The 22,558-nt window shown below is 67.1% G+C and carries 17 protein-coding genes and 2 rRNA genes; 6 read left to right on the forward strand and 13 right to left on the reverse strand.

Annotation, left to right across the window (positions count from 1 at the left end):
- Positions 1–96: 96 nt before the first annotated feature.
- The 3 genes from AC5677_RS09250 to AC5677_RS09260 form a co-directional block, all read right to left on the reverse strand.
- Positions 97–3,218: ribosomal RNA gene (locus AC5677_RS09250) — 23S ribosomal RNA — on the reverse strand.
- Positions 3,219–3,517: 299 nt separating this feature from the next.
- Positions 3,518–5,046 (reverse strand): 16S ribosomal RNA (locus AC5677_RS09255).
- Together the 16S and 23S rRNA genes form the textbook arrangement of a ribosomal RNA operon.
- Positions 5,047–5,764: 718 nt before the next feature.
- The gene (locus AC5677_RS09260) at positions 5,765–6,421 is read right to left on the reverse strand and encodes a DNA-3-methyladenine glycosylase (protein ID WP_497194535.1); all 657 of its coding nucleotides are present in this window, start codon (positions 6,419–6,421) and stop codon (positions 5,765–5,767) included.
- Between the two features lie 184 nt (positions 6,422–6,605).
- Here AC5677_RS09260 and AC5677_RS09265 point away from each other — a divergent pair, with 184 nt between their 5' ends.
- From AC5677_RS09265 to AC5677_RS09275, 3 genes are all read left to right on the forward strand, one after another.
- Entirely contained in the window at positions 6,606–7,388 is a 783-nt protein-coding gene (locus tag AC5677_RS09265; protein ID WP_497194536.1) for a sporulation protein, read from the forward strand.
- Between the two features lie 43 nt (positions 7,389–7,431).
- Positions 7,432–7,971, forward strand: coding sequence for a YbhB/YbcL family Raf kinase inhibitor-like protein (locus AC5677_RS09270; protein WP_497194537.1), 540 nt, complete (start codon positions 7,432–7,434; stop codon positions 7,969–7,971).
- A gap of 409 nt (positions 7,972–8,380) precedes the next feature.
- A complete protein-coding gene (locus AC5677_RS09275; protein WP_497194538.1) occupies positions 8,381–8,887 on the forward strand; it encodes an HNH endonuclease in 507 nt (168 codons plus the stop codon).
- A 27-nt stretch (positions 8,888–8,914) separates the two neighbouring features.
- On the opposite strand, the gene AC5677_RS09280 is transcribed toward AC5677_RS09275, so the two are convergent.
- The 4 genes from AC5677_RS09280 to AC5677_RS09295 form a co-directional block, all read right to left on the reverse strand.
- Positions 8,915–9,682 carry a sulfite exporter TauE/SafE family protein gene (locus AC5677_RS09280; protein WP_497194539.1) on the reverse strand — a complete coding sequence of 256 codons (768 nt, stop codon included), beginning with the start codon at positions 9,680–9,682 and terminating at the stop codon, positions 8,915–8,917.
- Positions 9,683–9,745: 63 nt separating this feature from the next.
- The gene (locus AC5677_RS09285; protein WP_497194540.1) at positions 9,746–10,681 is read right to left on the reverse strand and encodes an SPFH domain-containing protein; all 936 of its coding nucleotides are present in this window, start codon (positions 10,679–10,681) and stop codon (positions 9,746–9,748) included.
- A 128-nt stretch (positions 10,682–10,809) separates the two neighbouring features.
- The gene (locus AC5677_RS09290) at positions 10,810–11,223 is read right to left on the reverse strand and encodes an NfeD family protein (protein ID WP_497196554.1); all 414 of its coding nucleotides are present in this window, start codon (positions 11,221–11,223) and stop codon (positions 10,810–10,812) included.
- A gap of 71 nt (positions 11,224–11,294) precedes the next feature.
- Entirely contained in the window at positions 11,295–12,104 is an 810-nt protein-coding gene (locus AC5677_RS09295) for an ABC transporter ATP-binding protein (RefSeq protein ID WP_497194541.1), read from the reverse strand.
- A gap of 89 nt (positions 12,105–12,193) precedes the next feature.
- Between AC5677_RS09295 and AC5677_RS09300 the strand changes: the two genes are divergently transcribed.
- Positions 12,194–13,039, forward strand: coding sequence for an Rv1486c family protein (locus tag AC5677_RS09300; RefSeq protein ID WP_497194542.1), 846 nt, complete (start codon positions 12,194–12,196; stop codon positions 13,037–13,039).
- Positions 13,040–13,142: 103 nt separating this feature from the next.
- Here the strand turns inward: AC5677_RS09300 and AC5677_RS09305 are convergent, their stop codons facing one another.
- The 4 genes from AC5677_RS09305 to AC5677_RS09320 all read right to left on the reverse strand — a co-directional run bounded on the left by AC5677_RS09305 (position 13,143) and on the right by AC5677_RS09320 (position 15,776).
- The gene (locus tag AC5677_RS09305; protein ID WP_497194543.1) at positions 13,143–13,388 is read right to left on the reverse strand and encodes a chaplin; all 246 of its coding nucleotides are present in this window, start codon (positions 13,386–13,388) and stop codon (positions 13,143–13,145) included.
- Positions 13,389–13,545: 157 nt separating this feature from the next.
- Positions 13,546–13,791, reverse strand: a complete 246-nt coding sequence (locus AC5677_RS09310; RefSeq protein WP_497194544.1) for a chaplin — start codon at positions 13,789–13,791, stop codon at positions 13,546–13,548.
- Positions 13,792–13,981: 190 nt separating this feature from the next.
- A complete protein-coding gene (locus AC5677_RS09315; RefSeq protein WP_497194545.1) occupies positions 13,982–14,638 on the reverse strand; it encodes a response regulator in 657 nt (218 codons plus the stop codon).
- Complete coding sequence (locus tag AC5677_RS09320; RefSeq protein WP_497194546.1) at positions 14,631–15,776, reverse strand: GAF domain-containing sensor histidine kinase; 1,146 nt, start codon at positions 15,774–15,776, stop codon at positions 14,631–14,633. Before AC5677_RS09320 ends, AC5677_RS09315 begins: the two co-directional genes overlap by 8 nt.
- Positions 15,777–16,439: 663 nt before the next feature.
- Here AC5677_RS09320 and AC5677_RS09325 point away from each other — a divergent pair.
- Complete coding sequence (locus tag AC5677_RS09325) at positions 16,440–17,180, forward strand: transglycosylase SLT domain-containing protein (protein ID WP_497194547.1); 741 nt, start codon at positions 16,440–16,442, stop codon at positions 17,178–17,180.
- A gap of 86 nt (positions 17,181–17,266) precedes the next feature.
- On the opposite strand, the gene AC5677_RS09330 is transcribed toward AC5677_RS09325, so the two are convergent.
- A complete protein-coding gene (locus AC5677_RS09330; protein ID WP_497194548.1) occupies positions 17,267–19,837 on the reverse strand; it encodes an ABC transporter ATP-binding protein/permease in 2,571 nt (856 codons plus the stop codon).
- Between the two features lie 545 nt (positions 19,838–20,382).
- On the opposite strand from AC5677_RS09330, the gene serB reads away from it, so the two are divergent.
- The gene (gene serB, locus AC5677_RS09335) at positions 20,383–21,630 is read left to right on the forward strand and encodes a phosphoserine phosphatase SerB (RefSeq protein ID WP_497194549.1); all 1,248 of its coding nucleotides are present in this window, start codon (positions 20,383–20,385) and stop codon (positions 21,628–21,630) included.
- Between the two features lie 237 nt (positions 21,631–21,867).
- Here serB and AC5677_RS09340 read toward each other — a convergent pair whose 3' ends face one another.
- The gene (locus AC5677_RS09340) at positions 21,868–22,386 is read right to left on the reverse strand and encodes a SixA phosphatase family protein (RefSeq protein ID WP_497194550.1); all 519 of its coding nucleotides are present in this window, start codon (positions 22,384–22,386) and stop codon (positions 21,868–21,870) included.
- Positions 22,387–22,558: the final 172 nt, after the last annotated feature.

Raw genomic sequence — 22,558 nt, forward strand, 5'->3', positions numbered from 1 at the left:
GAACAAGCACACTTTTTAGTTAAAGAGTGAAACTTGGTTCAACCAGCGATTGCGACTGTTCGCAACCCGGGAACCACACAGTGGACGCGAGCAACTGAGGACAAGCCCTCGGCCTATTAGTACCAGTCAACTCCACACCTTACGGCGCTTCCATATCTGGCCTATCAACCCAGTCGTCTACTGGGAGCCTTAACCCCTCAAGGGGGTGGGAGCCCTCATCTCGAAGCAGGCTTCCCGCTTAGATGCTTTCAGCGGTTATCCTTTCCGAACGTAGCCAACCAGCCATGCCCTTGGCAGGACAACTGGCACACCAGAGGTTCGTCCGTCCCGGTCCTCTCGTACTAGGGACAGCCCTTCTCAAGACTCCTACGCGCACAGCGGATAGGGACCGAACTGTCTCACGACGTTCTAAACCCAGCTCGCGTACCGCTTTAATGGGCGAACAGCCCAACCCTTGGGACCGACTCCAGCCCCAGGATGCGACGAGCCGACATCGAGGTGCCAAACCATCCCGTCGATATGGACTCTTGGGGAAGATCAGCCTGTTATCCCCGGGGTACCTTTTATCCGTTGAGCGACGGCGCTTCCACAAGCCACCGCCGGATCACTAGTCCCTACTTTCGTACCTGCTCGACCCGTCAGTCTCACAGTCAAGCTCCCTTGTGCACTTACACTCAACACCTGATTGCCAACCAGGCTGAGGGAACCTTTGGGCGCCTCCGTTACTCTTTAGGAGGCAACCGCCCCAGTTAAACTACCCACCAGACACTGTCCCTGATCCGGATCACGGACCCAGGTTAGACATCCAGCACGACCAGAGTGGTATTTCAACAATGACTCCACAACCACTGGCGTGGCTGCTTCAAAGTCTCCCACCTATCCTACACAAGCCGAACCGAACACCAATATCAAGCTATAGTAAAGGTCCCGGGGTCTTTCCGTCCTGCTGCGCGAAACGAGCATCTTTACTCGTAATGCAATTTCACCGGGCCTATGGTTGAGACAGTCGAGAAGTCGTTACGCCATTCGTGCAGGTCGGAACTTACCCGACAAGGAATTTCGCTACCTTAGGATGGTTATAGTTACCACCGCCGTTTACTGGCGCTTAAGTTCTCAGCTTCGCCACACCGAAATGTGACTAACCGGTCCCCTTAACGTTCCAGCACCGGGCAGGCGTCAGTCCGTATACATCGCCTTACGGCTTCGCACGGACCTGTGTTTTTAGTAAACAGTCGCTTCTCGCTGGTCTCTGCGGCCACCACCAGCTCACCGAGTAAATCGGATCACCAGCAATGGCCCCCCTTCTCCCGAAGTTACGGGGGCATTTTGCCGAGTTCCTTAACCATAGTTCACCCGAACGCCTCGGTATTCTCTACCTGACCACCTGAGTCGGTTTAGGGTACGGGCCGCCATGAAACTCGCTAGAGGCTTTTCTCGACAGCATAGGATCATCCACTTCACCACAATCGGCTCGGCATCAGGTCTCAGCCTTAACGTGTGACGGATTTGCCTACCACACGGCCTACACCCTTACCCCGGGACAACCACCGCCCGGGCTGGACTACCTTCCTGCGTCACCCCATCGCTTACCTACTACCACCTTGGGTCAGCGGCTCCACCACGTCCCTTCGTCCGAAGACTCCAGGCCGGCTTCACGGCCTTAGCATTAATGGATTCGATATTGGGCGTTTCAAAGCGGGTACCGGAATATCAACCGGTTGTCCATCGACTACGCCTGTCGGCCTCGCCTTAGGTCCCGACTTACCCTGGGCAGATCAGCTTGACCCAGGAACCCTTAGTCAATCGGCGCACACGTTTCCCACGTGTGTATCGCTACTCATGCCTGCATTCTCACTCGTGAACCGTCCACAACTCGTTTCCACGGCTGCTTCACCCGGCACACGACGCTCCCCTACCCATCACAGCAGACGTTGGTCCTAATGCTGCAATGACACGACTTCGGCGGTGTGCTTGAGCCCCGCTACATTGTCGGCGCGGAATCACTTGACCAGTGAGCTATTACGCACTCTTTCAAGGGTGGCTGCTTCTAAGCCAACCTCCTGGTTGTCTCTGCGACTCCACATCCTTTCCCACTTAGCACACGCTTAGGGGCCTTAGTCGATGCTCTGGGCTGTTTCCCTCTCGACCATGGAGCTTATCCCCCACAGTCTCACTGCCGCGCTCTCACTTACCGGCATTCGGAGTTTGGCTAAGGTCAGTAACCCGGTAGGGCCCATCGCCTATCCAGTGCTCTACCTCCGGCAAGAAACACACGACGCTGCACCTAAATGCATTTCGGGGAGAACCAGCTATCACGGAGTTTGATTGGCCTTTCACCCCTAACCACAGGTCATCCCCCAGGTTTTCAACCCTGGTGGGTTCGGTCCTCCACGAAGTCTTACCTCCGCTTCAACCTGCCCATGGCTAGATCACTCCGCTTCGGGTCTTGGGCACGCTACTCAACGCCCTATTCGGACTCGCTTTCGCTACGGCTTCCCCACACGGGTTAACCTCGCAACATACCGCAAACTCGCAGGCTCATTCTTCAAAAGGCACGCAGTCACGACACAAGGAACAAGTTCCTTGTGCGACGCTCCCACGGCTTGTAGGCACACGGTTTCAGGTACTATTTCACTCCGCTCCCGCGGTACTTTTCACCATTCCCTCACGGTACTATCCGCTATCGGTCACCAGGGAATATTTAGGCTTAACGGGTGGTCCCGCCAGATTCACACGGGATTTCTCGGGCCCCGTGCTACTTGGGTGTCTCTCAAACGAGCCGTCAATGTTTCAGCTACGGGGGTCTTACCCTCTACGCCGGACCTTTCGCATGTCCTTCGCCTACATCAACGGTTTCTGACTCGTCTCACAGCCGGCAGACTATGAAAGAGAGATCCCACAACCCCAACCACGCAACCCCTGCCGGGTATCACACGTGACTGGTTTGGCCTCATCCGGTTTCGCTCGCCACTACTCCCGGAATCACGGTTGTTTTCTCTTCCTGCGGGTACTGAGATGTTTCACTTCCCCGCGTTCCCTCCACACTGCCTATGTGTTCAGCAGCGGGTGACAGCCCATGACGACTGCCGGGTTTCCCCATTCGGACACCCCCGGATCAAAGCTCGGTTGACAGCTCCCCGGGGCCTATCGCGGCCTCCCACGTCCTTCATCGGTTCCTGGTGCCAAGGCATCCACCGTGCGCCCTTAAAAACTTGGCCACAGATGCTCGCGTCCACTGTGCAGTTCTCAAGCAACGACCAGCCACCCACCACCCCAACCCGAAGGCTGAGTTCACTGGGGCCGGCATCGCGAAGGTCCAGACCGTAGCCCGTACCCTCAGATACCCAACAACGTGCCCGACCCACCATCTCAATCCCCACGTTCCACGCCGAAGCAGTACTAGTGACAACCAATCAAGTGCGCCGAATAGTCAACGTTCCACCCATGAGCTGACCACCGTCGGACATTTGCCGACGTAGTGGCTCTGGATCCCTTACGGGATCTAGATGCTCCTTAGAAAGGAGGTGATCCAGCCGCACCTTCCGGTACGGCTACCTTGTTACGACTTCGTCCCAATCGCCAGTCCCACCTTCGACGATTCCCTCCCACAAGGGGTTGGGCCACCGGCTTCGGGTGTTACCGACTTTCGTGACGTGACGGGCGGTGTGTACAAGGCCCGGGAACGTATTCACCGCAGCAATGCTGATCTGCGATTACTAGCAACTCCGACTTCATGGGGTCGAGTTGCAGACCCCAATCCGAACTGAGACCGGCTTTTTGAGATTCGCTCCACCTCGCGGTATCGCAGCTCATTGTACCGGCCATTGTAGCACGTGTGCAGCCCAAGACATAAGGGGCATGATGACTTGACGTCGTCCCCACCTTCCTCCGAGTTGACCCCGGCAGTCTCCTGTGAGTCCCCATCACCCCGAAAGGCATGCTGGCAACACAGAACAAGGGTTGCGCTCGTTGCGGGACTTAACCCAACATCTCACGACACGAGCTGACGACAGCCATGCACCACCTGTACACCGACCACAAGGGGGACCCTGTCTCCAGGGTTTTCCGGTGTATGTCAAGCCTTGGTAAGGTTCTTCGCGTTGCGTCGAATTAAGCCACATGCTCCGCTGCTTGTGCGGGCCCCCGTCAATTCCTTTGAGTTTTAGCCTTGCGGCCGTACTCCCCAGGCGGGGAACTTAATGCGTTAGCTGCGGCACGGACGACGTGGAATGTCGCCCACACCTAGTTCCCAACGTTTACGGCGTGGACTACCAGGGTATCTAATCCTGTTCGCTCCCCACGCTTTCGCTCCTCAGCGTCAGTATCGGCCCAGAGATCCGCCTTCGCCACCGGTGTTCCTCCTGATATCTGCGCATTTCACCGCTACACCAGGAATTCCGATCTCCCCTACCGAACTCTAGCCTGCCCGTATCGAATGCAGACCCGGGGTTAAGCCCCGGGCTTTCACATCCGACGCGACAAGCCGCCTACGAGCTCTTTACGCCCAATAATTCCGGACAACGCTTGCGCCCTACGTATTACCGCGGCTGCTGGCACGTAGTTAGCCGGCGCTTCTTCTGCAGGTACCGTCACTCTCGCTTCTTCCCTGCTGAAAGAGGTTTACAACCCGAAGGCCGTCATCCCTCACGCGGCGTCGCTGCATCAGGCTTTCGCCCATTGTGCAATATTCCCCACTGCTGCCTCCCGTAGGAGTCTGGGCCGTGTCTCAGTCCCAGTGTGGCCGGTCGCCCTCTCAGGCCGGCTACCCGTCGTCGCCTTGGTAGGCCATCACCCCACCAACAAGCTGATAGGCCGCGGGCTCATCCTTCACCGCCGGAGCTTTCCACACGGAGGTCATGCGACCCCGTGTCGTATCCGGTATTAGACCCCGTTTCCAGGGCTTGTCCCAGAGTGAAGGGCAGATTGCCCACGTGTTACTCACCCGTTCGCCACTAATCCACCACCGAAGCGGCTTCATCGTTCGACTTGCATGTGTTAAGCACGCCGCCAGCGTTCGTCCTGAGCCAGGATCAAACTCTCCGTGAATGTTTACCCGTAATCGGGTGACACTCGCGTTGAGCGGAACGAGCGGGCGGAATAAGCCTGCTCGTTCACAGCGTCCTCGCTGTGTATTGCCTACCGTCACACAAGGTGTCGGCAGGACTTTCAAAGGAACCTCATCTCCCGGATGTTTCCGGTCGACGGGGTATCAACATATCTGGCGTTGACTTTTGGCACGCTGTTGAGTTCTCAAGGAACGGACGCTTCCTTTGTGCCTGTTTCACCAGGCTCTCCGGGCGCTTCCCTTCGGTCTTGCGTTTCCGACTCTATCAGATCCTTGCGGCTCCGATTTTCGCCGGTGCGTTTCCGCCTTTCGGCTTCTTCGCGTTTCCAACCTTACCAGATCCGTTTCCGTCTCCGGCCCCCTGTTGGAGCGGGGTTAGCCGCTTCGCTTTCGCTTTTCGGCCTTTCCGACTTTAGCAGATCCGGGCCTCGCCGTTACCGGTCGAATTTCGGTTCTGAATTCCCGTCGAAGGGGGTTGTGCACGCCTTTGGCGCGTCAACTACTTTAGCGACTTTCCTTGGCGGCTCATAATCGAGCCGCTGGGGTCGAATTTTGGCAACGCCAAAAAAGACCCGTTAGGGAAGCGTTCGTAGTGGTTGGTTGTGCCGCCTCGCGGTCTGCGCAGATAGCGCTGCCCGTCTCCAGCGGCTCGGGCTACGTTAGGCGTTCGGCCGGGGAGAGTCAAGTAGCTCCGGGCGGTCAAGAGGCTGAAGTGGTGCGGCGGCGCGGGGTGTGCGGGCGGTACTGGCTGACGGTGGGTTCGTCGGCGATCCAGTAGCGCCAGGGGTGGTCGGCGCCGTCGCCGCCGACGCCGACGCGTGGGCCGTTGCGTACCCGGGCGGGGGCGGCGGGGGTGCCGTGCAGGACGGAGAGCGGGGCGGCGGGATCGCCGCCGTGGCAGACGTCGGTGCCGTTCAAGGTGCGGTCGATGTCGAGGGCGGTGGCGAGGCGGGCCGGGCCCTTGGCCAGTTCGTTGGTGTTGCGGGCCTTGGGGCGGCGGCCGGTGGCCAGGTGCGTTCCGGTGAGGATTTCGCCGGCGCGGAGGAGGACACCGCTGGCCTTGCCCTCGGGGCCGCAGACCAGGTTGAGGCTGAACCACATGCCGTAGATGAAGTAGACGTACGCATGACCGGGCGGGCCGAACATCGAGGCGTTGCGGGCGGTGCGGCCGCGGTAGGCGTGGGAGCCGGGGTCGGTCTCTCCGTCGTAGGCCTCGACCTCGGTCAGGCGGAGTTCGATCGGGCCGTCGGGGGTGTGGCGGACGAGCGTGCGGCCGAGGAGGTCAGGGGCGACCTCGAGAACCGGGCGGTCGAAGAAAGCGCGGGTGAGCGGCATACGTTCCGGTACGTCGGTCATGCGCACCGAGGGTAATGCAGGCAAACGGGCCGGCGACTGGCCACGAGGGCATCGGGATTGGGAAGGTGTGGCTCGCGGAACCGGCCTGCGCCGTTCCGCGTTCGTAGAGATCGAGCCGGGATGGCACAAGCCGCGGTCCCGGCGGCTACACAAAGCACAGGCGTTGCGCCTGGGGAGGACGAGCATGGGGTTCAAGAAGCTGCTGGCGAGCATGGGGGCCGGGGGCGCCAAGGTGGAGACGGTGCTCTTCGAGGAGAACGTCGTTCCCGGTGGCGTCGTCCAGGGTGAGGTGCGGGTCCAGGGCGGGACCGTGGCGCAGGACATCCAGGGGATTTCCGTCGGGCTGCAGGCCGTCGTCGAGGTGGAGACCAGCGAAGGCGAGTCGAAGCGGAACATCGAGTTCACCAAGCTGCAGGTGGGTGGTGCGTTCCAGGTGCAGGCGGGCGCCGCGCACACCGTGCCGTTCGGTCTGGAGATTCCGTGGGAGACGCCGATCACGACGTTCCTGGGGACGCATCTGCGCGGGATGAGCGTCGGGGTGACGACGGAGCTGGCGATCGCGCGTGCGGTGGACTCCGGCGACCTGGACCCGGTGAACGTGCACCCGCTGCCGGCGCAGCAGGCGATTCTGGATGCGTTCGGCCGGCTCGGGTTCCGGTTCAAGTCCGCTGACCTGGAGCAGGGGCACATCCGGGGGACGCGGCAGAAGCTGCCGTTCTACCAGGAGATCGAGTTCCATGCGCCGCAGCAGTACCGCGGGCTGAACCAGGTCGAGCTGTCCTTCGTCGCGGATGACCGCGAGATGGACGTGGTGCTGGAGATGGACAAGAAGCCCGGTCTGTTCACCGGGGGATCGGACTCGTACCGGCAGTTCACGGTGGGTCTCAACGACTTCGAGGGGACCGACTGGGCGGGTTACCTCAACCAGTGGCTGGCGGAGGTCGGCGGTAAGCGGAACTGGCTCTAACCTGGCCGGACAGAGTGTCAGCAAGCGATCTGGAGGTGTCGAGGTGTCCGAGCTGAAGCGGCGGCCGCTCCCGCACGATTTCCATCCGCCGGTGCCCGAGTTCACGGTGGGCAGCGATGAGGTGGAGCCGGGCGGGACGCTGGGGCCCGAGCAGGTCCTCGCCGAGGGGAACCGTTCGCCGCAGCTGCGGTGGGAGGGGGCGCCCGCGGGGACCAAGAGCTACGCGGTCACCTGCTACGACCCGGACGCGCCGACGGGCAGTGGTTTCTGGCACTGGACGCTGTTCGACATCCCGGCATCGGTGACCGAGCTGCCGGCCGGCGCCGGCAGCGGTGACATGAAGGGGCTTCCCGACGGGGCCGTGCATGTCCGGAACGACTACGGGACGCGGGACTTCGGGGGTGCGGCGCCGCCGCCCGGTGACGGTCCGCACCGCTATGTGTTCACCGTGTACGCGGTGGATCAGGAGAAGCTCGGTCCGGATGCGGATGCCTCGCCCGCGGTCGTCGGGTTCAATCTGCGGTTCCATGCGATCGGGCGGGCCCAGCTGATTGCCGAGTACGAGGTGCCGGCGGCGGGCTGAGGCCCATGACCGACCGGTAATTGCGTTGCGCCCCGGCGCTTCCCGCACGCACAGTGGTTCCTGGCTGACGGCATGTACAAGGCCGTCGGGCAGCTGGTACCGCAGTGGCGGGAGCGGCGGGGCGCAGGTGTGTCGGCCCGCGGTTTGCCGGAGTCCGGTCTTGTGCCGGGCGTCCGCGCCGGCTGTCGTGCGCTCCGGGTCCCGTGTGTGTCACGGGGGCGGGATCCGGAGCGTCCTCTCTTCCCGTGTGCCGCCCTGGGGGCCGCCGCCGGACCACCTCTTCTTCACCTGCTTGCCGCCTGTCATTTCCCTTGTGGCGTACGGAAATTGCGTTGTTCGGGGGATACCTGCCACTGCACAGTGGAGCAACTTCGCCGCGGGGGCGGAGCGGGTCCGGGAGGTGGACGGGATGCGCGAGACTCTGGTGCTCAATGCGAGCTTCGAACCGCTTTCCACGGTGTCGCTGCGGCGCGCGGTGGTGCTGGTGATGCAGGACAAGGCCGTGGTCGAGAACGCGCACCCGGGGCTGCGTATCCGGGCCGCTTCGGTCGAGGTGCCGGTGCCGCGGGTGATCAGGCTCAGCAGATACGTACGGGTGCCGTTCCGAAGACGTGCAGCGTGGTCGCGGCGGGGTGTGCTGGTGCGGGACCAGCACCGGTGTGCGTACTGCGGGCGGCGGGCGACGACCGTCGATCATGTGGTGCCGCGGGCCCAGGGTGGTGGGGACACCTGGCTGAATACCGTCGCCTCGTGCGCGGAGGACAATCACCGCAAAGCGGACCGTACGCCCGAACAGGCGGGGATGCGGCTGCTGCGGCGGCCGTTCGAGCCGACGCCGGCCGATGCGATGCTCTCGGCGCTCGGGGTGTCCGTGCGGGAGGAGCTGCCGGAGTGGCTGGGGGCCCTGCCGGCGTGAGGGCCGCCCGCCATCGGCCCGCTCGCCTTATTTGAGGAGGAGTTGGGCGATGGCGGCCAGGCCCACGAGGACGATGACGATGCGCAGGGCGGTGGGCGGCAGGCGGCGGCCCACCCTGGCGCCGATCTGGCCGCCGATCGTGGAGCCGACGGCGATCAGCGCGGCGGCCGCCCAGTCGATGTCCGCGGCGAAGACGAAGAAGAGCGCGGCGACGCTGTTCACCAGGGCGGCGAGGACGTTCTTGGTGGCGTTGATGCGCTGCATCGAGTCCTGGAGCAGCATGCCCATCAGGGCGACGTAGATGATGCCCTGGGCGGCGGTGAAGTAGCCGCCGTACACGCTGGCCATCATGATCGCGACGAAGAGGAGCGGTCCGCCGTCGGCCTTGGCCGTGGTGCCGTTGCGCTCGCGGCGGCGCTGGACGGCCTGGGATATGTACGGCTGGAGGATCACGAGGACGAGCGCGAGGCCGACCAGTATCGGGACGATCGTCTCGAAGGCCGTGGAGGGCAGGGCCAGGAGCAGGGTGGCCCCGGTGAATCCGCCGATGGCCGCGCCGATGCCCAGGCGGATGATGCGGCGGCGCTGGCCGGTGAGTTCCTTGCGGTAGCCGATGGCTCCGCTGATCGAACCGGGGATGAGGCCGAGGCCGTTGGAGACGGTGGCGGTGACCGGCGGCAGGCCGGTGGCGAGCAGGACCGGGAAGGTGATCAGCGTTCCCGAGCCGACGATGGTGTTGATGGTGCCGGCACCGAGCCCCGCGACGAAGACGGCAACGGCTTCCCAGATGGTCACGCGAGTCCCCCCGTGCATGATCGGTGTGGTCCTTGTCGATCATGCACCAGGGGCGTGCGGATGTCAGTCGATCGGGGGCGCTTCACGGTTGGGCGAGCTCGGCTTGGGGATCGTGCCGCCGCCCGCGGGGTTGAAGTTGCCGATGGCGCCGCCGAGGCCCTTGAGGGCGTCGCCGATCTCGCTGGGCACGATCCAGAGCTTGTTGGCGTCGCCCTCGGCGATCTTCGGGAGCATCTGGAGGTACTGGTAGGACAGCAGCTTCTGGTCCGGGTCGCCGGCGTGGATGGACTCGAAGACCACCCGGATCGCCTGGGCCTCGCCCTCGGCCCGGAGGGCGGCGGCCTTGGCCTCACCCTCGGCGCGCAGGATGGAGGACTGCTTCTCACCTTCGGCGGTGAGGATCTGGGACTGCCGGACACCTTCGGCCTGGAGGATGGCGGCGCGCTTGTCGCGGTCGGCGCGCATCTGCTTCTCCATCGAGTCCTGGATGGAGGTCGGCGGCTCGATCGCCTTGAGTTCGACGCGGTTGACGCGGATGCCCCACTTGCCGGTGGCCTCGTCGAGGACGCCGCGCAGCGCCGCGTTGATCTCCTCGCGGGAGGTCAGGGTCCGCTCCAGGTCCATGCCGCCGATGATGTTGCGGAGCGTGGTGACGGTGAGCTGCTCGATCGCCTGGATGTAGCTGGCGACTTCGTAGGTCGCGGCGCGGGCGTCGGTGACCTGGTAGTAGATGACGGTGTCGATGTTCACGACCAGGTTGTCCTGGGTGATCACCGGCTGCGGGGGGAACGGCACGACCTGTTCGCGGAGGTCGATGCGGTTGCGGATGGAGTCGATGAACGGGACGACGATGTTCAGGCCGGCGTTGAGGGTGCGGGTGTAGCGGCCGAAGCGTTCGACGATGGCGGCGCTGGCCTGGGGGATGACCTGGATCGTCTTGATGAGTGCGATGAACACGAGCACCACCAGGATGATCAGGACGATGATGACGGCATCCACAGCGGCTCCCGTGCCCTTCGTTTCTGGTCCGTGCCGGTCCGGTGACCGGCGTGGCTGTCAATCGGTCGTGCGTTTCCTGCCGTTGATCAGTCTTTCAGAGACGTGGGGCGTCGTGCAGTGTGTTCAGGTCAGATGACGACGGCCGTGGCTCCCTCGATCTCGACGACGTCGACCTTCTGGCCCACTTCGTAGATCTGGTCGTCGTCGAGGGCGCGGGCGGACCAGATTTCTCCGGCGAGTTTGATGCGGCCGCCGTCCGTGCCGTCGATGCGTTCCAGGACCGTGGCGGTCTTGCCCTTGAGGGCCTCGACTCCGGAGGCGAGTTGGGGGCTCTGGCCGCGGTGGCGGTTGGCGATGGGGCGTACGACGGCGATCAGCGCGACCGATACGGCGGCGAAGACGAGGAACTGCGGGACGGCGCCGCCACCGAGTGCAGCGGTGACGGCGCCGGCGGCGGCACCGACCGCGAGCATCCCGAATTCGGGCATCGCGGTCACGATGAGAGGAATACCCAGTCCTACGGCGGCGATCAGCCACCACACCCATGGATCCACGGCTTCATGGTAGGTCGGCGGAGCGGCGCGGGACAGGGCGCGATCGGTCAGCGGCTCCGTCAGGCGAGGGGCAGGCCCTGGGCGGTCCAGCGGTCGCCGTTGCGCTCGACGATCAGGGGGAGGCCGAAGCAGTGGGAGAGGTTGCTGGAGTTGAGTTCGAGGTCGAGCGGGCCGGCGGCCAGGACCTTTCCCTGACGGATCATCAGGACGTGGGTGAAGCCCGGGGGGATTTCCTCGACGTGGTGGGTGACCATGATCATCGAGGGGGCGTACGGGTCGCGGGCGAGGCGGCCGAGGCGGCGGACGAGGTCCTCGCGGCCGCCGAGGTCGAGGCCTGCGGCGGGCTCGTCCAGGAGGAGGAGCTCGGGGTCGGTCATCATCGCGCGGGCGATCAGGGTGCGCTTGCGCTCGCCCTCGGAGAGCGTGCCGAACTTGCGGTCGAGGTAGTCGTTCATGCCGAGGCGGTCGAGGAAGGCGCGGGCGCGCTGTTCGTCGACGTCCTCGTAGCTCTCCTGCCAGTGCGCGGTCATGCCGTACGCGGCGGTGAGCACGGTCTCCAGCACGGTCTGGCTGCGCGGCAGCTTGTCGGCGAGGGCGATGCCGGCGATGCCGATGCGCGGGCGCAGGTCGAAGACGTCGACCCGGCCGAGCTGCTCGCCGAGGATCGTGGCGCTGCCGGCGCTCGGGAAGAGGTAGCTGGAGGCAACGTTCAGGAGGGTGGTCTTGCCGGCGCCGTTGGGGCCGAGGATCACCCAGCGCTCCCCCTCCTTCACCGACCAGGAGACCTGCTCCACCAGAGCCCGTCCCTCGCGGACCACGGATACGTCCACCAGCTCCAGTACATCGCTCATGAGCGCGTTGTCTCCCATTGCTTCTCGGTCGTCTCGTGCACCTGTAGGCGCATCCCCCGGCAAACCTACGCCACTCGATGTCAGTGCCGTTCCCTAGGCTGGGGAGCATGCTCGATGAACCTCGTTCAGGACGGCTGGCGGCATGGGGAAATGCCCTTTTGGCCGGACTTGTCTCACCTGATGAAGCCGTGCACCGCATCGCGGACGACGACGCGGTGCACCGCGTCGCGGATCTGCCCGGAGAGGAGGGACCGGTCGGGCTGACCCTTGCCCTGGGGCGGCTGCGGCGGCTGGGGGCGGTCGGCCTGCGGGTGGCACTGCCGGTGCCGGGGCATCCGCTGGGGCTCAGCGGACCGCCGGAATTCAACGCGCGGGCGCTGGAGGCCGGGGAGGCGGTGATCGCCACCGGGGCCGGGCTGGGGCTGGTGCCGGAGATACACGAAGCGGGGCCTCAGGGCGGCTCGGGGCCCGATGTGCATGTCGAGGTGGTCTGGCACTGCCTGCCGGTACGGGAGGCGCCGCCGGCCGATGTGCCGTCGCTGGGTGAGGCGGAGCGGGAGCTGGCCGAGGCGCTGCGGGATGCGACCGAGGTGCTCTCGAAGCTGGATGTGGCCGGTGCCGGTCCGGTCGCGCAGGCCGCGCTGGAGGCGTACCGGGCACGGGCCGAGGCGGGGCGGCAGGTGCTGGCGCCGGGCTATCCGCCGCGTGCGGTGCGGGTGTTGGAGCTGGCGCAGCGGGTGGGTGCGCTGATCGACATCGCCCTCCCCCGGAGCCTCAAGGGCTTGGGTGGTGGGGGTGCCCCCATGGCGGGCGCGGAGCACGGCGGGGCGGTCAGCTCGTCGGAGATCGCGGCGCGTGCCGAGGCGCTGCGGCCGGTGGAGCGTACGGCCCGGCGGGCGCAGGTGGCGGCGTACAACTCCGCGGTGGAGGAGCAGGAGCGGCGCCGGCGATAGCGCGGGAAAGCCCCGCCGGGCCATGGCGCGGTCGGCGGGGCGCTGAGAAAGGGGCCCGAGGGGCCCCGGGCGGCCCGGGGTGTCGCACCCCGGGCCGGGTGCCTCAGAGGTTCGTGGTCTCGTTTCCGAAGGCGGAGTTGAGCACGCCGACGACGTTCACGCTGTTGCCGGTGACGTTGGCGGGGATGTGCACCGGGGCCTGGACGAGGTTGCCGGAGCCGACACCGGGGGAGTTCGTCGCCGCGCCGTCGGCCTGCGGGCCACCGGCAGCGAACGCGGAACCGGCGGCGGCACCGACGGCGAGACCGGTGGTGGCGAGGACGAGAGCGGCCTTCTTGGCGGTGTTCATGAGAGCGAGTTCCTCACTTGGCGGCGCAGGGCCGCGATGACGGGGCTGTGTGGAGGGGGACCGGCCGCACGTCCAGGAGTGGCGGGGCCGGTCCGGCACGGCCCGCGCGGACCGTGGCGGCACGCGGGTCATGCGGATGGTGCGGGCGGTGCTGCGATCAGAAGTTGACGCAGTGGTTGCCGAAGACCGGGTTGAGCACACCGACGACGGAGATGGTGTTGCCGCAGGCGTTCACGGGGACGTCGACGGGAGCCTGGACGAGGTTGCCGGAGACGACGCCCGGGGAGTGCACCGCAACGCCGTGCGCCTGCGAGCCGGAGTGAGCGGAGGCGACTCCGGCGCCCGCGGCGGCGAGACCGCCCGCCACCATCGTGATCGCCGCTACCCGCTTGATGTTCTTCACTTCTCTTGCTCCTCGTTGCCGATGCCGCGGCCAGCCGCCGCGGCTGCACTGGACAACGCCGGGGCACGAAGAGGGATACGCCGAATGGGCTACGTCTACACGACAGTATGAATCTCGGATGGGAAGACGACGTTCCGCTTCGACGGCGCGGTAGAGAGCGGCAGCGAGCAGCGGGGAAGCGCGGACGCCGTCAGGCCCCGATGCCGTGCCGGACCGCCCAGAGCGCGGCCTGTGTCCGGTCGGCGAGGTCGAGCTTCATCAGGATGTTGGAGACATGCGTCTTGACGGTCTTCTCCGAGAGCACCAGCGCACGGGCGATCTCGCGGTTGGAGCGCCCGTCCGCGATCAGGCCGAGGACCTCGCGCTCCCGCTCGGTCAGTGAGGTACCGCGCCCCTGGCCGTTGTTCCCCTCTTCCTGGGCGAGCAGGGCGCCGGCGACCTCGGGCTGGAGCAGCACATGGCCCGCGTGGACGGACCGGATGGCGCCGGCCAGCGCCTCGGGGTCGATGTCCTTGTAGACATAGCCCGCCGCGCCGGCCCGGAGCGCGGGGACGACGGTGCGCTGTTCGGTGAAGCTGGTGACGATCAGCACCCGCGCGGGGTTGCTCATCCCGCGCAGCTTGCGCAGCGCCTCGATGCCGTCCATGCCGGGCATCTTGACGTCCATCAGGACCACGTCGGGGCGCAGCTGCTCGGCGGCCGCGACGCCCTCGGCGCCGTCGGAGGCCTCCCCCACGACGTCGATGTCGTCCTGGACCTCCAGGAAGGTGCGCAGTCCCCGGCGTACGACCTGGTGGTCGTCCACCAGCAGTACGCGAATGGTCCGCCCGTCGCCGATGTCAGCCACCGGGTACCTCCATCTCCACAGCGGTGCCCTGGCCGGGCTCCGACTCCACCCTCAGCTTGCCGCCGACGCCGCCGGCGCGGTCCCTCATCGATACGAGTCCCAGGTGCCGGCCGGCCCGGCGTACCAGGCCGGTGTCGAAGCCGCGGCCGTTGTCGGCGACGCGCAGCAGCGCGCCCTGGCCGTGGCGGGCGAGGGTCACCTCGACCTGGCCGGCGCCGGAGTGCCGCAGGGCGTTGTGCAGTGCCTCCTGGGCGACCCGCAGCAGCGCCTCCTCCTGGGCGGCGGGGAGGGCGCGGACGCCCCGGGCCTCGAAGGTGACGCGGGCGGTGTGGGCGCGGTCGAGGACCTGGGCCTGGGAGCGCAGCGTGGCGACCAGGCCGTCCTCGTCCAGGGCCGCGGGGCGCAGCTCGACGACGGCGGCGCGCAGCTCGTCGGCGGCCTCCGCGGCCAGCGCGGCGACCTGGTGGAGCTCGTCCTTGGCGCGGGCCGGGTCGCGGTCGACCAGTGCGGTGGCGGCCTGGGCGGTGAGCCGGAGGGAGAAGAGCTTCTGGGAGACCGCGTCGTGCAGCTCATGGGCGAGCCGGGCGCGCTCCCCGGCGATGGTCAGCTCGCGGCTGCGCTCGTAGAGGCGGGCGTTGGTCAGGGCGATGGCGGCGTGCTGGGCGAGTATGCCGAGCAGGTGCTCGTCCTCCTCGGTGAAGCCGCAGGTGCGCTCGGGCTTGGGGCAGCGCTTGTTGGCGAGGAAGAGGGCGCCGAGGATCTCGTCGCCGTCGGCGACCGGCAGGCCGAGGAAGTCGGACATGTCCGGGTGGGCGGCGGGCCAGCCGCCGAAGCGGGGGTCCTCGCGCACATCGGCGAGCCGCTCGGGAGTGGCCTCGTGGAGCATCGCGGCGAGGATGCCGTGCTGGCGGGGCAGCGGGCCGATGGCCTTCCACTGCTCGGCGCTGACGCCGTCCACGACGAACTGGGCGAAGCCTCCGTGGTCGTCGGGTACGCCCAGGGCCGCGTACTCGGCGTCCAGCAGCTCGCGGGCCGAGGCGACGATCGTCTTGAGGACGTCGCGTACCTCCAGATGCCTGCTCATCGCCAGGATCGCGGTGCTCACCGCGGGGATCCCGGCCCCCGTTCCGTCTGTCATGGCTTCACCGTACCGGCGGGACGAGGAGGCCGTATCGGTCCCGCGGACGCCCCGCCTACGTCCCGCGGCCTAGGACGAATGCCCTGGTCACGGCCTGTCGGGTGCCGGTCGGCGCGGGAGCTGGACAGGGTGGCGCCGCCGGGGCTCGTCCGGCGGCGTTGCCGCTGGGGCGCGCCGCATCGGACCCGCCCCCTCTATATAGGGGCGGCCGGGGCCGCAGGAGCCGGTCGCCCGGCGTATCGGCCGTCCGGCGAATCGGCCCTCCGGTACCACGGGAATGCGGAACACGAAATGCAATATGCCCGATTTGACCAGAAAATTCCTGAGTTAAAACGCGCCGGAGAGGACGCGGATACGTGCTGTGCATTTGCAATTACGGCCGGCTAGATAATCCTCGCCACAATGTGACGCCGAACATAGGGCGCAGGTCACTTACGAGCCCGGTTAGTGGCCCCATGGATCCGGTGTGAGCTGGACATTTACCGCCTCGGACGCAATTCTCCGCCCCCTGGTTCCACTATCCAAGGTCGTACGTCACACCATTGCTCGGCTAATTTTCGGCCGCTAAGAATGGCCTCCGTCGCCAGGCGCCGTGCTCAGAACTCGGCGTATTCCGCCGCTGATGGCCCTGGCGACGTTCCCCAAGGAGAGGTCAACCCAGCCATGCCCAAGCACGCCATTCCTGGATTCACCAGCCTCACCCGGACCCACAAGCTTTCCGCGGCCGGAGTCGCCGCGGCCGGTGCCGCCGCCCTGGTCTTCGCGATCGTTCCGGGCGCCGACGCCGAGCAGGCGTCGAGCGTGAGCCAGGCCTCTGCCGCCGAGAACATCAACATCAAGCCGGTCGCCTTCAGCCAGGTCGCCACCGCGGTCAAGAGCCAGCAGGCCACCGTCGCCAAGCAGGCCACCGTCACCGCCGCCCACGCCAAGGCCGAGGCCGCCGCGAAGAAGGCCGCCGCCGAGAAGGCCGCCGCGGCGAAGGCCAAGGCCGCCGCCGCAGCCAAGGAGCGCGCGGCGAAGCAGGCCGCGAGCCGGTCCTCCGTGCGCGCCGCCGCCCCGAAGCCCGCCCCCAAGCCGGTCTACCCGAACAACCTGGACGGCTGGATCCGCGAGTCGCTGCACATCATGGGCCAGAAGGGCATCCCCGGCTCGTACAACGGCATCTACCGCAACATCATGCGGGAGTCGTCCGGCAACCCCAAGGCCATCAACCTCTGGGACATCAACGCCCAGAACGGCATCCCGTCCAAGGGTCTGCTCCAGGTCATCGACCCGACCTTCAAGGCGTACCACGTGGCCGGCACCTCCTGGGACAGCTACGACCCGGTCGCCAACATCACCGCGGCCTGCAACTACGCGGCCGACAAGTACGGCTCGATGGACAACGTGAACTCGGCCTACTGAGCCGCGGTTCACCGCTCATCACACCGCCGAGGGGCGGCACCCGGTATCGGGTGCCGCCCCTCGGCGTTCTCCTGCGGCGCGCGGCGCTACTTGCGCATGACCTCCGGCTCGTGCCGGCGCAGCAGCCGGGCGACGGCGAAGGCGAGCGAGACGCCCAGCGCGATCAGGATGATCACGTCCATGACGTAGACGCCGGTCTGGTGCTTCCAGAGGGGGTCGGGGTTGCCCAGCTCCCACGGCAGCAGGGTGTTCATGTCGGCGGTCGCGCCCATGGCGGCGACGGCCCAGCGCGACGGCATCAGCCAGGCGACCTGGGCGACGCCCGGGGTGTCGAAGAGCTGGAAGAGCACGCCGGTGAAGACGACCTGGACGATGGCGAACATGACCAGCAGCGGCATGGTCTTCTCGGCGGTCTTGACCAGCGAGGAGATGATCAGGCCGAACATCATCGACGTGAAGCCGAGCGCGATGATCGCCACCGCCAGCTCGATGGCCGGGGCCTTCGGCACGATCAGGCCCTCGGAGGGCATGTTGCGGGTCGAGAAGCCGATCGCCGCGATGATCACGCCCTGGAAGGCGGTGACCACACCGAGCACGATGATCTTGGACATCAGATACGCGGACCGCGACAGGCCGGTCGCCCGTTCGCGTTCGTAGATGACCCGTTCCTTGATCAGCTCACGGACCGAGTTGGCGGCGCCGGAGAAGCACATGCCGACCGCGAGGATCAGCATGATCGTGCTGGCGTCGCGGTTGGTGCGGTGCTTCTGGAACGGTCCGTAGCCCAGGCCGTAGTCGCTGGGGATCAGCATCGAGACGACACCGAGCACGGCGGGCAGGATGAGCATCAGGCCCAGGAAGCCGCGGTCGGAGGCGAGCACCGAGACATAGCGCCGCATCAGGGTCCACAGCTGGGAGCCCCAGCTCTGGGACTTCTGTATCCGGGCCGGCGGCGCCTGGACGTTGACCGACTGCGGGGCGACGGCGTCGATGTCCGCGGCGTACATCTGGTAGTGCGGGGAGCCGCGCCAGCGGCCCATCCAGTCGTAGTCGCGGTAGTTCTCGAAGGCCGAGAAGACATCCGCCCAGGTGTCGTACTGGAAGAAGTTCAGCGCCTCCTCGGGCGGGCCGAAGTAGGCCACGCCGCCACCCGGCGCCATCACCAGCAGCTTGTCGCAGATGCCGAGCTCGGCGACCGAGTGGGTGACGACCAGGACGGTGCGGCCGTCGTCCGCGAGGCCGCGCAGCAGCTGCATGACATCGCGGTCCATGCCCGGGTCGAGGCCGGAGGTCGGCTCGTCCAGGAAGATCAGCGACGGCTTGGTCAGCAGCTCCAGGGCGACCGAGACGCGCTTGCGCTGGCCGCCGGAGAGGGAGGTGACCTTCTTCTCCTTGTGCACGTGCAGCTTGAGCTCGTGCAGGACCTCGTCGATCCGGGCCTCGCGCTCGGCCTCGGCGGTGTCGCCGGGGAAGCGGAGCTTGGCGGCGTAGCGGAGCGCCTTCTGGACGGTCAGCTCCTTGTGCAGGATGTCGTCCTGCGGGACCAGACCGATGCGCTGGCGCAGCTCGGCGAACTGCTTGTAGAGGTTCCGGTTGTCGTAGAGGACATCGCCCTGGTTGGCGGGGCGGTAGCCGGTCAGCGCCTTGAGCAGCGTCGACTTGCCGGAGCCGGACGGGCCGATGACGGCGATCAGCGACTTCTCCGGGACGCCGAAGGAGACGTCCTTGAGGATCTGCTTGCCGCCGTCGACGGTGACGGTCAGATGGCGGGCCGAGAAGGAGACCTCGCCGGTGTCGACGAACTCCTCCAGGCGGTCGCCGACCAGCCGGAAGGTGGAGTGGCCGACGCCGATGATGTCGTTCGCGCCGACGGGGGCCTTGCCGGACTTGGGGACGGGCTGGCCGTTGATGTACGTGCCGTTGTGGCTGCCGAGGTCGTGGATCTCGAAGCGGCCGTCGGGGGTGGCCCGGAATTCCGCGTGGTGGCGGGAGACCTGCAGGTCGGAGACGACCAGCTCGTTCTCCAGCGCACGGCCGATGCGCATCACGCGGCCCTGGTCGAGGCGGTGGAACGTGGTCGGGCTGCGGTCGCCCTGGGCCTGCTGCGGCGGGCCGCCGACCTTCTGGGCGGGGCGCGCCTGGGGGACGGACTGCTGCGGGGGCACGGCCTGCTGCGGCTGCTGGGCCTGCTGCGGCGGGATGTACGGCGGCTGCTGGGCCTGCGGCGGTGCCTGCCAGCCCTGCTGGGCGGGCGGCTGCTGCTGCGCGGGCGCCTGATGCGCGGGCGGGGCCTGCCAGCCCTGCTGCTGCGGCGCCATCGAGGGCTGCGCGCCGACGGGGCCCGCGGCCGGCGCGGCGGCCGAGAGGCTGATCCGCGGGCCGTCCGTCGCATTGCCCAGGTGCACGGCCGAGCCGGGGCCGATCTCCATCTGGTGGATCCGCTGGCCCTGCACATAGGTGCCGTTCGTGCTGCCCTGGTCTTCGATGATCCAGCTGCGGCCGGCCCACCGCACGGTGGCGTGCCGCCAGGAGACCCTGGCGTCGTCGAGCACCATGTCGCCCTGCGGATCACGCCCCACGTTGTAGGACCGGGACGGATCGAGCGTCCAGGTCCTTCCGTTCAATTCGAGTACGAGTTCAGGCACTCCATGCCCCATTACATAGTCCCCCGAGTGACACCCTGGACGGGAAGTCAGGGATGGCGAATCATCGTGAGGAACTATTTCAGGCTCGGCCCGCCGACCGGAAACCGGGAGCGGGCCCGGGTGCATCGGGCCGCCGGGGGCGCCCGGCGATGCCTCCCGCGGGGCCGGAAGGGCCCGAAGTTGCCCGGAGTTCCATGGATTACGGGTGTTCCGTACGCCTCTGCACGGTGTCCGCGAGACGAACATCGGGCGAAATGGCCGCACCAAAAGGGGAGTTCGGGCCGCGGGCCACTCTTCCGGGTCACCTGGGCGGGCCGGGCCGGACACGAGTCGATAACGATCGGGGTTCCCCGGGGGCCTGGGCGCGGCGGGGGCCTGGTCAGGGCGGAGTAGGGGCGCGCAGGGCCGTGGGTGCGGCGGGTCGCGGAGGGGGTGAGGGACCCGGACGGCGGAGCGCGGGCGCGCGGGATCGTGGGCGCGGCAGCCGGGCGGACCCGCGGTCCGAGGCACGGACACCTGTACGGCCGCGCCCGGCCGCCGGTTAACGTAAGAGCACCATGAGCGCATCGCAGATCCCGCCTGCCACCGCCGTACCGGGCGAAGACGTACCGACCCTCCTCGTGAAGATCTTCGGGAAGGACCGGCCCGGCATCACCGCCGGTCTCTTCGACACCCTCGCCGCCTACTCCGTCGATGTCGTGGACATCGAGCAGGTGGTGACCCGGGGCCGCATCACGCTGTGCGCGCTGGTCACCGCCCCCACGCCCGGCCAGGGCGTCACCGGCTCGTCCGAGGGCGACCTGCGGGCCACCGTGCACAGCTGGGCCGAGTCGCTGCACCTCCAGGCCGAGATCATCTCCGGCCGGGGCGACAACCGTCCGCGCGGCGTCGGACGCTCGCACGTGACGGTGCTGGGGCACCCGCTCACCGCGGAATCGACCGCCGCCATCGCCGCCGCCATAACGTCCTCGGGCGGCAACATCGACCGTATTTTCCGGCTTGCGAAGTATCCGGTGACCGCCGTCGAATTCGCGGTGTCCGGTGCGGCGACCGATGCGCTGCGCACGGTGCTGGCTCCGGAGGCCGCCCGGCTCGGCGTGGATGTCGCGGTGGTCGCGGCGGGCCTGCAGCGGCGGGCGCAGCGGCTGGTCGTGATGGATGTGGACTCCACCCTCATCCAGGACGAGGTCATCGAGCTCTTCGCGGCGCATGCCGGCTGCGAAAAGGAGGTCGCCGAGGTGACGGCCGCGGCGATGCGCGGTGAGCTGGACTTCGAGCAGTCGCTGCACGCCCGGGTCGAGCTGCTCGCCGGGCTCGACGCGTCCGTGGTGGAGACCGTGCGCAAGGAGGTACGGCTCACCCCCGGGGCCCGCACGCTCGTACGGACCCTCAAGCGGCTCGGCTATCAAGTCGGCGTCGTATCGGGCGGTTTCACGCAGGTCACCGACGCGCTCCAGGAGGAGCTGGGGCTGGACTTCGCCTCCGCCAACACCCTGGAGATCGTGGACGGCAAGTTCACCGGCCGGGTGACGGGCGACATCGTGGACCGGGCCGGGAAGGCGCGGCTGCTGCGCAGCTTCGCGCAGCAGGCCGGGGTGCCGCTGGACCAGACCGTGGCCATCGGCGACGGCGCCAACGACCTGGACATGCTCAATACGGCCGGGCTCGGGGTGGCCTTCAACGCCAAGCCGGTGGTGCGCGAGGCGGCGCACACCGCGGTGAACGTGCCGTTCCTGGACACCGTGCTGTACCTGCTGGGCGTCACCCGCGAAGAGGTCGAGGCGGCGGACACGCACGCGGAGTGAGGCGGGGCGCGGGCTTCGCGCCGTACCCGTTTTACTCAGCCGTACCAGCTGTACGAGAAGGGCCCTGGCGGTGCACGCCGGGGCCCTTCTTCGTTGCGCCGTGGCCTTGTGGCTCTTGCCTCGCGGCTTCGTGGCTTGGCGGCTTCGTGGCTCGGCGGCCGCGCGGCTTCGTTGCGTGTGCCGGTGGGCCCTTCGGCGCCGGAGCCGGTCAGCGGGGGTGGCGCCGGCCGCCGTGGCTCACTCGTGCGGCGGAAGGTAGGCGATGAGACGGCCGACGCCGTGCTCGACGGTCTTCCAGGAGCCGGAGAAAGCGATCACCGCCATCGCCGCGGTCGGGAAGCCGGAGCGGTTCATCCGCGGCAGCAGGTCGCCCTCCGCCTCGCCCGCGAGCGCGTCGGCCAGGGCGTGCATCCCCGGGTTGTGGCCGACCAGCATCAGGTCGTTCACATCGTCGGAGGTCTCGTTCAGCAGCGCGAGGAGCTCGCCGAGCGAGGCTTCGTAGAGCCGCTCCTCGTACACGGTCTTGGGCCGCTGCGGAAGCTCGGAGACAAAGAGCTTCCAGGTCTCACGGGTACGGACGGCGGTCGAGCACAGGGTCAGATCGGGGGTGATCCCGGCACCGGCCAGCCGGCGGCCGGCGGCCGGGGCGTCCTTACGGCCGCGGTCGGCGAGCGGGCGCTCATGGTCGCTGGAATCCGACCATTCGGCCTTTGCGTGTCGGAGGAGGACAATCCGGCGGGGTGTATCGGCGCTCATGCGTCCCAGCTTCGCACGAAAGGCAGCGCGGGGCGCGGGGTGTTGAGGGGCTGCCCTCTGGCGGGTGACGACGGGTGACGAGGGCTCCGCGTCGTCCCGTCGTACGTCCTCGGGGACGCGGAGAACGGGCCGGGACGGGCTGGGACGGGCAGGGCGCGAAGCGCGGGGCGGA

The sequence above is a fragment of the Streptomyces sp. JLSY215 genome (assembly GCF_059682825.1).

Excerpts from the sequence above, each read along its gene's own strand:
- AC5677_RS09260 (WP_497194535.1), bottom strand. The coding sequence starts at position 6,421 with ATGACCGACGTACCGGAACGTATGCCGCTCACCCGCGCTTTCTTCGAC.
- AC5677_RS09265 (WP_497194536.1), top strand. The coding sequence starts at position 6,606 with ATGGGGTTCAAGAAGCTGCTGGCGAGCATGGGGGCCGGGGGCGCCAAG.
- AC5677_RS09275 (WP_497194538.1), top strand. The coding sequence starts at position 8,381 with ATGCGCGAGACTCTGGTGCTCAATGCGAGCTTCGAACCGCTTTCCACG.
- AC5677_RS09295 (WP_497194541.1), bottom strand. The coding sequence starts at position 12,104 with ATGGGAGACAACGCGCTCATGAGCGATGTACTGGAGCTGGTGGACGTA.
- AC5677_RS09300 (WP_497194542.1), top strand. The coding sequence starts at position 12,194 with ATGCTCGATGAACCTCGTTCAGGACGGCTGGCGGCATGGGGAAATGCC.
- AC5677_RS09305 (WP_497194543.1), bottom strand. The coding sequence starts at position 13,388 with ATGAACACCGCCAAGAAGGCCGCTCTCGTCCTCGCCACCACCGGTCTC.
- AC5677_RS09320 (WP_497194546.1), bottom strand. The coding sequence starts at position 15,776 with ATGACAGACGGAACGGGGGCCGGGATCCCCGCGGTGAGCACCGCGATC.
- AC5677_RS09325 (WP_497194547.1), top strand. The coding sequence starts at position 16,440 with ATGCCCAAGCACGCCATTCCTGGATTCACCAGCCTCACCCGGACCCAC.
- AC5677_RS09330 (WP_497194548.1), bottom strand. The coding sequence starts at position 19,837 with ATGGGGCATGGAGTGCCTGAACTCGTACTCGAATTGAACGGAAGGACC.
- serB (WP_497194549.1), top strand. The coding sequence starts at position 20,383 with ATGAGCGCATCGCAGATCCCGCCTGCCACCGCCGTACCGGGCGAAGAC.
- AC5677_RS09340 (WP_497194550.1), bottom strand. The coding sequence starts at position 22,386 with ATGAGCGCCGATACACCCCGCCGGATTGTCCTCCTCCGACACGCAAAG.